We start from the raw sequence: 13955 nt of genomic DNA, 5'->3' as shown, positions 1-13955 counted from the left end.
TGAAAGGGGGTCAGGTCGTCGGCGCGGTATCTCGCAATGCCCAAGCATACAACAACCACGCCGCATGGGGCAGCCATTGTTCGCCCCAACGCCAACGTTGGGCGGGATCGTTGTTGTGCGGCAACGGCTGAAACGCGATGTCGGCTTCATCCGCCAAGCCCGATGTGATGCCGTTGCACACACCGCCGGGAGCATTGAAGGAACCGTCCTCGTAAGCCGGATTGTTCCGCCCGTGTCCCTGCATCATGCACACATCAAACGGGTTCGCGCCCATGATCCAATCCAACCAGCGCTGTGACGCTGCCGGGGCCAGCTCAGTCGCCGCCGCCGCCAGCGAGGCGAGTTTGGCGTTTTCCCCCTGCCACCAGTAACCGGAGGGATTGTCGTGCGGATAAAACCACTGCGGTTGTCCGGGCCGACCGGGCGTTTGCACCCAGTGCGGCGGGTAGCCAAACGGATTGTTATCCGCCTCGGCCAATCCCACCTGCGACACCATCCACTCCCGCGCCAAGGCCGTTCCTTCATCCGCCGCGGAGTGCGCGGGATGCAACTCCGCCGCTCTCTGCAGCGTCACGACCGGCAGACCCGCGTCACTCGCGTGGAACCAGGAACGCTCCCCCGCTGCATCCATCGCCAACCAGACGTGACCCTCCGTTTCACGACGCGCCTCCACCACCGCTTGCCAACGCACCGTCAGCTCAAACGCCACCGCTCCATCGTCGGCCGCCACGGCCCTCAATTCCGCCGCCGCCAGCAACGCGCAGATATGATCGATGAGGTTTTCCGTCCCATCCTCGAGATAATCGCGACCGTGTGCGACCAAGTGGTGGAATCCGCGCAACGCCGCCGCACGGTAGTCCTCCGACGAATACGCGCCATCCCCGCCCAGGGTCGACGCCACCGCCAGCGCCGCGATCGCCATGCCCCCGCCTTGGCGCCAGCCGGCCTGATAATCCGCCCCTTTGTGCCCTTGCTGCGTGCGGTAACTGCACAATTCCCGCTGCGCCGGATCCTTCGACCACCGGTCAAATACGGTGGTGTAGAAAAAACCGGACTCGTCCTGCATGCGCATGAGCCAATCCGCCCCGTGCAACGCTTCATCGCGCAGGCGCTCCGTGAAGTAGTCATCGCGCCCCGCATCGCGATAGCGTTGCCATGACCGCGCCAGCACCCAGACCACCAACGGATTCTGCTGCGGGTTCATCACCTGAGCATACGACAGATGGCTGAGGTATTTGCTGTTATCACCCGAGGCATCGAACCAGCCGCCACTCACATCCCGCGATTCACGATCATCGAGCCGGGGCGCTCGCGCATCGGCCGCGTCCCAGACTCCCGAAGATCGCTGGCTCTTGATATGAAACAAAAGATCCGAAACGCGCGCCGCCCCGAATAGCCCCCGCTCAATGGCGAATCCTTCGCCTTGGCCGATCGCTCCGTCCGCGCACTCCCACCGCAGGGCATACCGACCGAGTTGCGTGATGCGGGAGACATCCACTTCCCACCACGGTCCCAGGCTCCAGCCGGGCACGCCGCCCACCAGCACGGGTTGACCCGTCCAAACGACCTTGCCTTCCGGCAACCTCACCAAGCTCACTGCCTTCCACGCCGTGTCGGCCGAAGCTTCGATCCACAACCTTTTCACGGCCTCGGGTTCGTAACCGAGATGATTGCCCAGCACTCTCATCGATCGACCTCCGTTCGCGCCGCCGCCAGCGCCAACATCAGGACGATGTCGGCTTGTCCGCCGATCGTCGCTTCCTGGCAAACGAAGTCATGCTCATTGTCGTAAAACACCATGGTGGTCGTATTAAAACGCTCGAAGGGATCGGTCGGGGCCACGTCGAAATAGCGTCGCATCGATTCATGCGTGCGACGCCCTGCCGGACCTGCCGAAAACGCCCCGACTGGAAACCGCTCCAACAACTTCGCCGTCGGGCTGTAGAGATGCCGCAACGTATTGGGCAGACGCTCATCAAACAGGAACGACGCTCCCCACGGGTTGCGCCCGAAAACGTAGTCCAGCATGTCGTCAAACAACGCCGGTCGCTCCGCATGGCTGCCCGCCAATTGCGCCGCCGCCTCCCCGGCGTTCGCCGCCCCGATCCACCGCGTCAGGCTGCCCCACACGTAACGCGTCGGCTGCCCCCAGGGTTGTCCCTGCCTTCGGGCATAGGTCTGGTAGCGGAAGATCTCCGCCCACCACGCCGGAGCGCCCCACTTGTTTCCGGCGAGCGCCAGATTCCGGTGGGCCAGCCAATGCCAGTCGGCCCACCCCACCTGTTCCGCCCGGCCCGGACGGTGCGCCACCGCATCATCCTCGTAACGCGGTTCGCCGGTGAGCGCAGCCAACTCCAGGGCCGCCAACGCCCGCTGGTCATTCACCGAGTCATCCCGATAAAAGTCGTTCACGTCATCGCGCTCGAACGCGGTGAGGATCGTATCCGATCGCCGGGCACGCTCGAACAGCGCCACGGCTGCGGCGGCGTAGCGATCCGCCGCGGCCTCGTCGAATACGGCCAGCGTGCGGGCGCCTTTGGCCAACGCCGCCACCGTGGAAAACATGGGCACCTGCGCCAGGGCCGCCATGGCGGGTCGCGTGCCGTCCAGTTCATCATCGGCCGGCAACCGCCACCCGAGGTTGTGGTCCCGCGCATCCCCCACTTGCACAATGAACGTGTCTTCGTCGGGCCAGAGTTTCAGCAAATAATCGAGCCCGTGTTTCGCTTCATCGAGGATGTCGGGCAATGCACTTGTGCTATGGACCTTGGTGAAAATTGTCGGGGCAATCTCGTGCGCCAACAACAGGTGATAAACCGTATAGGCCGTGGTCAGCGTAAACTTCAGATGGTCGCCCGCATCATACCAGCCTCCGCGCACATCGACCCGACGGCCCGATTCCGCCGCCCGCCACGCGCCGTTGCTCGGATTCCCCTCCGGCACGTATAGCGGCGTGGCAGCATCGCCGGGATGCGAAGCTTGCCGCCACAAAACCGTATCCGTGCCCGACCGCGCCATGCGCAAATGTTGCAGCGGCAGATTCGCCAGCGCCGCGTAGGGACGTTCGCTCACCACCACTGCCACCGCATCGAGGTCCGCCACCCTCAGCTCATGCACGCCGGGTTGTTCCACGAAGGAAAAATCGACGGCGTAGTGAAACGCCGACGGGGAATTGGGCCCCGCCCCCAACACAGATTCACCCAACTCATGGGTGCGACCAGCGATCGACCAAGTTTGGCCCGTCAGCGGTTGATCACTCATGACCAACGCCACCTTGCGCTGATGAGGGGCGTAACCCTGTTGGTTCCACCTCACCCATCCTTCCGCCCCCGCCACACTGCCACCGGCCAGCAGCAGGCCGAAAATGAGGTATCGTCGCATGACCAAATCTTGTGCAACTCAGCGCAATTTAATGCAATGCTCGCCTAACGTATACCGTAAAACTCCGGGGAATTGGTTCGGCCTCGCCCCTTCGTTGCTCCCAGATCTAACCTTTCTCTCACCCATGAAACAACGTTCCCTTCTCACCGCATTTACCCTCCTCGCCGCGATGGTGGTCTCCGCCTCCGCCGCCCAGTTCAAGGCTCTGCTCATCACCAACACCGATGGCTGGCATCACGACTCCATCAGCGCCGCCGTGCCCGCCATGCAGGAAATGGCGAAACTCCACGACTTTACCCTCGTTTGGCCCAACAACCTGGGCGTGATCTCCGACCAGGGTCTGGCCGATGTTGATGTCATCGTCTTCGTGCTCTCCACCGGCAACATCCTCAACGACGAGCAACAGGCCGCCGTTGAGCGCTTCGTGCAAAACGGTGGCGGCATCGCCGGCGTGCACAGCGGCGGCACCGACACCGAATACGACTGGGACTGGTGGACGAAGGGCATGGGCCATATGTTCCACATCCACCCCGCCGTGCAGACCGCCACCGTCGAGGTGCTCGATTACAACTTCCCCGGCATGGACCGCTTCTCGAAGCGTTTCCTCGCCACCGAGGAATGGTATGAGTTCGACGCCGCCCGCAGTGACAGCCTGCACTACCTGCTGGCCGTCGACGAATCCACCTACGCTCCGGCCGCCAACTGGGGTGCCAAACAAGGCAAGGGCATGGGCGACTTCCATCCCATGTCATGGTGCCATGAATACGACGGCGGTCGCATTTTCTACACCGCCTTCGGCCACCTCCCCGCCACCTACTCCGACGCCAGCTTCCTGCACCACGTCTACGGTGGCATCTATTGGGCCGCCACCGGCAAGGGCTTCACCGCCGCGAAGTAACCCTCCCCCTTACTTCCTCTTCCTTTCGAACCCGCGCCCGTCCGGCGCGGGTTTTTTTGTGAGTAAATTGCAATGACATTGCCGCGCATTTGTTCCGTCCTTCCGCCCCCATTTTGAAAAATAATTTTTCGCCCCCGCGGGAACCGCAGGCAGCACCGCTGGGTCAATTCGCCGCTCCATGCATCCAGATCTTAACTACAAATTAAAATCCTTAAAAATCTGGCCGCACGGAAACTACTGCAAACCTCCCACGTCGTTGTATCCGATGAAAATCAAACTTCTCTTTATCTCCGCCCTCGCGGTCGGCGCCACGTCGCTCTCCGCCGCGAGTTCGAATTATTCCATCACGATGGATTTTCCCTACGTGAGTGATTACGTCTTTCGCGGCGTCAAATACGCCGATGATTCCATTCAACCCTCGATCGAGTTCGGTGCCGACAATTTTTACGCCGGCATCTGGAGCAACCAACCGGTAACGGGCCGCACCACCAACGAGTTCGACTTCTACGCCGGCTACAAATTCGACCTCACGGACACGTGGTCGATGGACGTGGGTGCGACCTACTACTACTACCCGGAAACATCCTCGCTCGATGAACAGTTCGAACCCTACGTCGGCCTGACTGGCGATCTGCTGCCCGGCCTCACGTCGACGTTCTACGCCTACTACGAGACCGAGTTCGAAGCCCTCACCCTGCAAGGCTCCCTGGGCTACGGCTTCGAGCTCAGTAACACGTTGACGCTGAACCTCGCCGGTAATCTCGGCTCGGTGTCGGCCTCCGGAGCGGGCGACTACACCTACTGGCTGCTGTCGGCCACGGTGGATGCCAAACTCAACGATCACGCCAACGCCTACCTCGGAGTATCTTATTCGTCCAACGACATGGATCGCGCCCCGGCCAATTCCCTCGGTGGCGAATACACCTACCTGACGACCGGCATCAGCATCGGCTTCTAAGGTCTCTTCGCGGGCGAAATACCTCCCGCTTCCTCACCCCATCCCGGTTCGCCGGGATGGGTTTTTGCGTTGCGGCACCTGAGTCATGCGCGGGGCCGGACCAGCCTCCCGACCAGAGTCGCCCTCATTGCTGCTTAGCTAAAATAAGTTGGCCGGTCACCTACCCCTAAGTGACCGGCCATTTGCTTTCTTGGTTACCCCAAAATGTCCCCGCTAAGCGGGAACAGCGCTGAACTTATGCGAACCCCGCTCGTCGTCAACTGCGGCATCATTACAGTTTTGAAAGGAAATTCTCCGAACCCGAGCCATCACAAACACGGCCGACTTCCAGTGCCGTGCCGCGTCACCTCGACAATCGCGCGCACTGGGAAAGTCATGCTACTCAAGGCATAGGCAGCGAATGCTACCCGACCCGGAACCCGCGCAATGAAATTTCATATCATGATACTATAAAGCGTATTAGCGAATTCATTCCATGTATTTTCGTCGCCATCCCCGGCGCAAATTTGAAGATTCCGCGCCCATGGCACCTCCCGCGTCCGTCGCTCCTCAGACTCCCCCGCATCCCGATCTTTCCGATGCCGCGATCTCGCGTCGTTTCCAGGCTCGTCGCGAATTCATTCTGCGTGAATCGGTCGCCTGTGTCGTGCCCGGCGATCCTGCCCAAGGCAGCAAATTCGACGTCGCGGCCTGCCTCGCGCGCGGCGAAAACCTTCCTGCCGCCCTCGCCCGCCTCGCCCGTCTCGACGGCGCCCCCCCTTCCGGCGACATGTTCTGGGTCTACCCGACAGTGAGCGTCATGATGGCTGGCCGCCACACCCTCGACGAACCCAGCCGCGACCGTATCGCCGATCTCTGGCGCACCTATTGGCCCAGCCGGGGCGACACCGAAAACCATTGGGTGCTCTCCTACGCCAGCCTCTACCTGGCCGCCCAAGCCTACCCCGAGGCCGGTCCCGACCAATGGTTCAATGGTCGCTCTTCCGCCGAGAATCGGGCCGAGGCCCGCGACTACCTCAATCACTGGATCAACGTCACCACCAGCCACGGTCAGGGCGAGTATGACTCTCCCAACTACATCGAGGAATACGCCATCGGGCTCGCCATGCTTGCCGGTTGGGCCGACGAGCCCGCCTTCCGCGATCGCGCCAAGCGCATGCTCGATTACATCCTCTACGACTACGCCGTCGAAACCCTCGACGGTCTCTACGGCGGAGCCCACAGCCGCGTCTACCCGCGACACATCATGGCCCCGGCGCGCACCGCCGCGGCCGCCCTCGGTTGGATGCTCTTCGGCCTCGGAGACTACGAGCCCAGCGAGCGCCAGGTCACCCGCCATCAGCTTCGCGAGGAGCTGCCCGAACGTGGCGCCAAACTCATCGCGCTCTCCGGCTACACGCCGCCCCCCATCCTCGAACGCATAGCCCGCGATCGCTCCACGCCCTACGTCGAACTCGAGCGCAAACGCACGCGCTGGCGTATGCGCCACGCTGGTCCCGAGTCCTTCGTCGTCGGCGATCGTCGCACCGTGGCCGTCCACAAAACCACCTACGTCGATCCGGACTTCATTCTGGGCTCCTCCCAGGGCGGTTTGCTGCAGCCCATTCAGCAGCAAACCTGGGGGCTCATTTGGCGCACCGAAAAACCCATCATGCGCTGCCCGTCCTTTTTCGGTTGTCAGCCCTACGCCTCCGCCATCGAGGGCAGCATGTATTTCCCGGTCGACCCTGATGTCGTCACCGACCTCATCACCCGGTCCAAAGCCGACTACGATTCTCCCGACAAGCTCCCCGGCGGGTCGCCCTACGAACAGGTGATGCAAAGCGGCACCGCTCTCATTGCGCTGCAACACATCCCCGCCGACGCGCTGTTCCGGCACATCACGCTTTTCTTCTCCCGCGACCTGGAAAACACCGTCGAGGACGATTCCGGTTGGATCTTCGCCCAGGGCGGCCCGGTCTACATCGGCGTCCGCCCCTTCGCCGCCGGCGAGTGGCGCGCCAACGACTGGACCGGCTTCCTCGCCGGTGGTGCGGGCGGCATCCTTGTCAGTGGTGACTTCGATGAATGGGGCGTCGGTCATCGCTGCTGGGTGAGTGAAGCCGCCCGCAACGGCTACGTCGTGCAAGTTGCGCCGACGCGCGATTTTTCCACGTATTCAGAATTCATGGACACGGTGCGCGCGCTGCCGTTGGCCTTTTCTCTCGATCCCACGCCCACGGCCACGTTTACCGGGCTCGACGGCACTCGTCTCGAGGCCCGATACGGATCACTCCCGGTCATCAACGACACGCCCGTCGACCCCACCCGCTGGCCGCTCTTCGATAGTCCCTTCGGCCAGTCCGAGGTGGGCAGTCGGCAACTCACCCTCCGCCACGGCGATGAGACGCTTCAGCTCGATTTCACCGACGTGCCGTGGGACCACAGCACTCAGCCGCCCGCGCCGGAAATGCCCGCGACGCTCGCCATCCCCGACGACGTCGGTCCGACGCTCTACGCCGCGGCCACCATGACCGGAAATCAACGCAACACCGCCACGCCGTCCGATGCCGGTCTCTTTCAACGCCTGCCCTCCGGCGTATGGACGAACACGGGGCCCCGTATTCTCGGCGTGGCCAGTGTCGCGATTCATCCCACCACCCCGGCGGTAAAGCTCATCGCCTCAGCCGACGGCATCGTGCGCACGGCCGACAACGGCGTCACCTGGCGCAAGACGACGGGCTGGCAGGTCGCCGACGTGCGGGCCATCACCTTCGATTCCGGCAACCCGGACACGGTCTACGCCGCGACGATGTGGGGTCCGCTGCGATCGGAAAACGGCGGCCAAAGCTGGGGGCCCACCCCGCAAGGCCTCGACCGTCTCTATAGCCGAACCCTTCTCGCCGATCGTGCCCAACCCGGCCGCGTGCTGCTCGGCATGGAAGAAGGTCTCTACGTCTCCACCGACGCCGCCCTGACGTGGGCGAAACTGGACTTCCCCACCGCCACGGTCACGCAGATCACGCAAAGCCCGGTTCAACCGAACCTGTTCCTCGTCAGCACGCTCGGCCACGGCGCTTGGCAGTCGCAGGACCGCGGCCAAATGTGGACTCTCATCGATCCGACCACCGCCAATCTCTACGCCGCCGCATTGGCGCCTCACGATCCCGCCGTAATGGCCACCGGCGGTTGGGAAACCGGCGTGCGAATCTCCACCGACAACGGAGAAACTTGGCAGGACCGCAACGCCGGGCTCCCCAACCGCCGTATCTTCGTGCTCGCATTTGATCCTCACCAACCGGGCCGCCTCTGGGCTTCGACCTTTGAACAAGGCACCTTTACGAGCGACGACCTCGGCCAAACCTGGCAAGATGCCGGACTCCACGGGGCCTACGGCGCCGACTTTGTTTTCCACGGCAACCCCGATCACGTTGGTCACGCCGCCCTTCAATAATCCGCCATGCTTTTGACCGGATTTCGGCGAGATATCACGCCTGGAGGCATTCAGTTCCACCACACGTCGAAGCAGCGCACCGCACCGTCATGAACCGGACCGGGGTCTAGCCTCCTTCGGTTTACCCACCCGCCGTAACCGGGGAAACCCTCTCCGCCCGCAACGTTTGGTCGGGCGAGCGGTGCGCGGCGCATCCACAGCGCAGGAGCGCGTCGACTTTGCTAAGAATTTCCCGCTCCTTGCCGGGCACACTGAGCACGTCACACTCCGTGCCCAGGATGAACGGGTGCCCGGTCGCCTCCATGGCTTCCAACAGCTCGCGTCCCTGGCGCTCCACCTCCTGCGTGGTGAGTTGAGTGGCGTAGAAATTCTTCGAAGGTAGGTTCCCGTAGAGCACCGTGTCCTTGGGAACCAAAGCCGCATCGTGATCCAGCTTTCGTGAGCTGCCCAGGCTCATCATCGCCGCACCGAGTGTTGCAAACCGGGTCACCATCGCGTCCGTGAGTTCACCGCAATCGTGAAACACCAGCGCGACGCCCCGGGCGGAAAGTCGGGCCGCCAAACGCCGCATGGGCGCCATCACGTAAAACTCAAACGGTTCCGGATTAGTCTCCATTTGATTGGGTGAAAAATAGACAAGGTTGGCCGCCGGCTCACACACGATCACCGCCCTCGCCCCGGCCTCCATCTGCGCATCCACGTAGCGGTTGATCACGTCCTCCCCCATCGCGAGTAAGTCGTTCAACACGCCGATCTCCGGCTCGTCTTTCGGCGTCATGCCCATGCCCATCAGGTAGACGGGCGTGATCGGGTCGCTTACCAATTTGGTCAACAGCGAATACGGACCGATGCACATGCCCACGGGAAACAAATCGGGTTGCTTCACCACGTATCCAATCGCTGAACACGCCGCCTGCATGCGCGGCGTCAGCGCCACCTCCGCCGGATACTTTGGTGTCTGCGTGAAGTGGTATTTTCCGATTTCATCTGCTGGCACTTCGCAGGCGGTGAGCAACGCTTCCTTCTCCAACGTCAGGTCCATCAACGGCACCGCGAGGGGCGTATTAAAACGAGCGGCCGTATCGGCGATGACGCCGCCCAGACGTTCCCCAACGAGGACAATGGCCTCCGGATCAGGTTGCTCGTGCAACACCATATGCGTGCCAATGGGCACACAGTGTCCGGAACGAGCGAGATTGAGAAAAGTATCGCTGGTCATAAGAGGAGAGTCTGGGCGAATTTTCCAGCCGACGGCACCGGGCCGAAGGTAGGCCAGAAGTCTTGAAATAGGCACCCGGCGAGTCGACGCCCATCACTGCTCGTTACTTGTCAAAAAGTGCTTCGAAAATGACCTGCCAGCCCGAACTAAAACGTCGTTGGTGATTTCTAAAAGTCAGGCCTGCCTCCCCCCCTGAAGTCAGCTCAAGCTGAGGTTGGCCACGAATAGGGAGAACCACACCAAAAAACTCTTTCGTGCCACGGGCCCAATCCATGGATGCTTCAGACAAGAGCATCCGCGAATCGCACGAGTGGGAGAATGCTCCGCTCAAGCGACAAATCTTTACCGGCCCTATTTCAGTTATTCAATATGTTGGTCCCAATCGGATTCGGAACTTCCGTGGACATGCCGAAACCAACGGGAACCTCCATGCGCACTGCTACCCGTTTTCCATCCACAGTGCCCGGCTTAAACAGCCACTTCACAACCGCTTGTTCTGCCGCACGCGCGAATTCCTCCCGGTTCGCTCGCACGGCTCGAGCGGAACTCACTCGCCCGTCCATGCCGACTATCAGTTGGACAAATACAATTCCAGTAACGCCTTCATTTCGGAGATTTCTCGGATAGAAAGGAGCCGGCTGACGCGTTGGGACTGGTTTCGACGTGCAATCAGCTAAGTCCACTACCGCCTCATCGGGTGGCGACGAAGCTTCTTTTGACCCGTCGGCGGTTGATGATGCGCTGGGCGTGGCGCAACCGGACAAAATGGCGACGGCGGTTACAAAGCATACGAATTTAAAGCGCATAATCTTAGCCTAACGGTTCACGGTATATGAGACATGGATAAACCGCGCGGCGGTCGTTGGTATATGGACTGGATCGTCCAGTCCTTTGTTCCGGAAGGCCCGAAAAGAGGGGGCGAAGACAAGGTCGATCCTTGATTCTTGGCATATTGTTTCGGCGGCTGATGGAAACCGACCACCTCTCTCTTCCCTCAAGCGATGAGGCGTTCGGGCGGGGGGTGTTGGTCGATCCATGTCGCGATTGAGCTGCTGAGGAGGTGGTCATCCTGCCAGGTGGGTTCGACGAGGCTGTTCATCGATCGCGCCGCGACGTGCTCACCGGCGAGGTAGTTCAGGTGCAGCTGGCGCACCGCCAGCGCGCCGAGTTCGCCGAGTCCCCGGGTGTAGCCCGCGATTCCCGTCGCTTCGGGGTCCGTGGCCAGCGAGACGAGGGGCGGAATCGCCAAGCCGCGTTCGCGCAATTCCACGAAGGGTTCCGAGGCGAGATCGCATCCGACGATGATGAGGTCCGGCGCGGTTTCGCGCAACCAACCCGCGGCCTGGGCGCGCATCGCTGCCCCGGGAGCTTTATCGTGTATCTGTAAAGTGGGCACAACGGGGTCCGAAGCCAACGCCTGCAGGGCCCGGTAGGTGCCGGCCAACTGCAGACTGCGGTAGTGAGACTCACAGTAGTGGTATTGCACCAGGCCGATGCGGACGAGTCCCGCCCTTCGAACCGTCGTCCAGACTTCGGACAGGACCCGAGGCAGGTCCATCATCACGGAACTGAAGGGGAATCCCGGTTCCGTGGGACCACAGTGCACGGCGAGAAACGATTGCGTCGGAAATCCAACCAGGGCGCTCGCGGACGGGAAACCGGCCAGCACCACGAGCTTCACGCCGCGGGTCAACAGGATGGAGCCCACCGAGGCCACGCTGTGATAATCGTCCAAACAGAACCGATCCACCCCGTAACCGAGGGGGTCGGCCTGACGGCTGACCCCACGCCAGTAGCGTTCATGATCCGCACTACGCTCCGACTCGACGAACGCGATCCGATTGCCCGCGTGCATGTGCTGTTTGCGCCACCGCATGGCGGCGATGCGCGACAACGCAGGGTCGAGTCGGTAACCCAGTTGTTTGGCGGCATCGAGCACGCGTCGGCGCGTGGCCACGGCCACATCGCGGCGGCCGCGCAATACGCGCGAGACCGTGGACTTGTTCACGCCCGCCATGGCGGCGACGTCTTGTTGGGTGGGTTGGGCATTCATAACGCAAGAACGCCATCAGCTCACAACCGATGGCGCCCGCGCTCAATCTCGAGAACTTCCCGGCGGGACAATGTAACGGGAATGCCGCACCTTTGTCGCCGGAAAGCCGCGAAATCAGCGGTTCTGGGTCCGTCAGCGACGGAACGTGCCGGAACCGGGGATCGCCCGCACGGAGCCCCATTCGGGCTGCCAGCGCAGACCGATGCGACCATCCTCCCCCGGGTCACGATCGGCGATCATGACATTGACGCGCACGTCGCGCCACAGCTCGCCCGCCTGCTGGCTGAGGTAGGCCACCGGCACGGCAATTTCGGCGGTGTAGCCGGTCGCGGTGGTCCGCACTTTCCACTGGCTGCCTTCGGGGAGTCGGTTCTCCCCGAGTAGACGGGCGGCATTCGGCTCGTCGCCGGGCACGAGCGTATAGTTGAGGTCGGGGCGGCCGGTGATGTTGCGAATGTTCGCCGGGCGCGAGTCGAGCGCGATGGTGACGCTGTCCTGCGCCCAGTTGCGGGCATGCGCATCGGCAAAGCGGCCGTTGTCGGTGACCTCGACGCCGACGTAGAGGTAGTCGTCATCGGCGGTGACCCCGAAGCGGAAGTCTCCGTCATCGCGGCCGTGCCAGACCCGGTTGCGAGCGTAGACCCACGCGTCCGCATCGTAGCGGTAGGGCAACGCGGCCCAGTCGGTCAGATCGCCGTCGATCGCGATGGTCGCGGCGGGAATGGGTTCGGTGCGGATGGCGTTGATCGGTTCGTGACTGGCGAAGTCGTAGGTCTCGCCGGCGTGATCGAAACTCAGCTTCCACCGCAGCTCGGCGATCTGGCCGGAATCGAACGACAGATCGGCCGCGTCGAAACGGTAGGACGAGATCGCGACTTCGTTGGGCGGCACGAGCAGGGTCTGATGGCGCTCGCCTTCGAAGCGCACGTTGGCGGTCTGCACGACCTCCAGTTCGAGCGTCACCGGCAAATCGGTGTCGTTGGTGAAGCGCAATTCGGTGCGGCCGCCGGGGAACTGATCCTCGTCGAAGATGATCGGTTGCACGACGAGCGAGTCGTCGTTGATCAACGCCTGCTGCATGGCCTCGCTTTTCTCGGTGCGAATATCCTCGGGCAGAATGCCTTCGAGCACGAGGTTCGTGAGGATGGGTCCGTCGTCGGTCATGGTCGCCCACATGACGTGGTCGAACTCCCCAAACCGCGGTCCCCGCAGCTGACTGCTGCCGCCCGTGGTCGCGAGCGTGTAGTAGTTGGCGCGGCCGTTGCGCACGTCCTTCACGTAGCGGTGGTGATGGCCGGCGAAGACGGTGTGCTTGCGCCCTTCGAGCAGTTTATCGACCTGCGGCCAGAGGCTTTGCCGGTCCTCGGCGAAGTTCCACAACGGCGTGTGGGTGAAGACGAGCGTCCAGCGCGGGTTGGGGTGCTTGGCCAACTCCGCGGCCAACCAATCCACTTGCGGCTGGGTCATCGCGTGGGGCCGTTTGGCGTCGTTGGAGTTGAGCATGACGAACAACACGTCGTGGTAGACAAACGTGTAGTAGCTCGCGCCGAAACGCTCTTTCCACACCTCGGCCATCACCGGGTTGGTGTAGTCGTGGTTGCCCGCGACGTAGAAGAACGGCATCTCCAGCTTGCTGACGAAGCCTTCGAACTCGTCCCACTCAAACTTCAGCTGCGCGCGATCTTCGCTGTAACCCTGGATGAGATCACCCACGGACATGACGAACTCGGGCTGCAGCCAGTTGAGTTTTTTAAACGCATCCTCCAGCACGCCGGGGCGGCCGCCGGTCGTGTTGTCGGTGATGATGGCAAACTGGAAGTTCGCCGGATCGTTGTTGAGCGCGAGGCTCGTCCACGGATTTTGGCCCTCGGCCACATCGATCGTGACGGTGGGAAAGCCGTTGGTGGCGGCACCGTCGCGATCGGATTCGTGGTCGTGGTCGGAGTGAGCGAAGAGGGCACCCGCCGCGCAGAAACTCGCGGCGAGGGAGATTAACTTTTTCATCAGGCTGGG

At 62.3% G+C, this 13955-nt stretch carries 9 protein-coding genes; 3 read left to right on the top strand and 6 right to left on the bottom strand.

The genetic code is table 11. From position 1 onward, the window contains the following. Window positions 1-10 precede the first annotated feature (10 nt). Both PXH66_RS22730 and PXH66_RS22725 read right to left on the bottom strand, forming a co-directional pair. On the bottom strand, window positions 11-1687 hold the full coding sequence (locus tag PXH66_RS22730; RefSeq protein ID WP_330929552.1) for a glycoside hydrolase family 9 protein: 1677 nt from the start codon (window positions 1685-1687) through the stop codon (window positions 11-13). After that, a complete protein-coding gene (locus PXH66_RS22725; protein WP_330929551.1) occupies window positions 1684-3381 on the bottom strand; it encodes a glycoside hydrolase family 9 protein in 1698 nt (565 codons plus the stop codon). The genes PXH66_RS22730 and PXH66_RS22725 overlap by 4 nt, the downstream gene beginning before the upstream one ends. Window positions 3382-3505: 124 nt before the next feature. Between PXH66_RS22725 and PXH66_RS22720 the strand changes: the two genes are divergently transcribed. The 3 genes from PXH66_RS22720 to PXH66_RS22710 all read left to right on the top strand — a co-directional run bounded on the left by PXH66_RS22720 (window position 3506) and on the right by PXH66_RS22710 (window position 8670). Continuing rightward, complete coding sequence (locus tag PXH66_RS22720; RefSeq protein WP_330929550.1) at window positions 3506-4279, top strand: ThuA domain-containing protein; 774 nt, start codon at window positions 3506-3508, stop codon at window positions 4277-4279. A gap of 265 nt (window positions 4280-4544) precedes the next feature. Next, window positions 4545-5237 (top strand): TorF family putative porin, encoded by a 693-nt coding sequence (locus PXH66_RS22715; protein ID WP_330929549.1) that lies wholly within the window; start codon window positions 4545-4547, stop codon window positions 5235-5237. A 475-nt stretch (window positions 5238-5712) separates the two neighbouring features. Beyond that, on the top strand, window positions 5713-8670 hold the full coding sequence (locus tag PXH66_RS22710) for a WD40/YVTN/BNR-like repeat-containing protein (RefSeq protein ID WP_330929548.1): 2958 nt from the start codon (window positions 5713-5715) through the stop codon (window positions 8668-8670). A 121-nt stretch (window positions 8671-8791) separates the two neighbouring features. On the opposite strand, the gene PXH66_RS22705 is transcribed toward PXH66_RS22710, so the two are convergent. The 4 genes from PXH66_RS22705 to PXH66_RS22695 form a co-directional block, all read right to left on the bottom strand. Then, entirely contained in the window at window positions 8792-9889 is a 1098-nt protein-coding gene (locus PXH66_RS22705) for a uroporphyrinogen decarboxylase family protein (protein ID WP_330929547.1), read from the bottom strand. 356 nt (window positions 9890-10245) lie between these two features. Next, a complete protein-coding gene (locus PXH66_RS23260; RefSeq protein WP_425609081.1) occupies window positions 10246-10695 on the bottom strand; it encodes an energy transducer TonB in 450 nt (149 codons plus the stop codon). Between the two features lie 188 nt (window positions 10696-10883). Beyond that, window positions 10884-11942 (bottom strand): LacI family DNA-binding transcriptional regulator, encoded by a 1059-nt coding sequence (locus PXH66_RS22700; protein WP_330929546.1) that lies wholly within the window; start codon window positions 11940-11942, stop codon window positions 10884-10886. Between the two features lie 132 nt (window positions 11943-12074). Beyond that, on the bottom strand, window positions 12075-13946 hold the full coding sequence (locus PXH66_RS22695) for a sugar-binding protein (RefSeq protein WP_330929545.1): 1872 nt from the start codon (window positions 13944-13946) through the stop codon (window positions 12075-12077). Between the last annotated feature and the right edge of the window lie 9 nt (window positions 13947-13955).

Source organism: Synoicihabitans lomoniglobus (assembly GCF_029023725.1).
Taxonomy (GTDB): domain Bacteria; phylum Verrucomicrobiota; class Verrucomicrobiia; order Opitutales; family Opitutaceae; genus Actomonas; species Actomonas lomonigloba.
The sequence above is the reverse complement of the archived record's forward strand: the minus strand, read 5'-3'. Positions and strand labels throughout refer to the sequence as shown.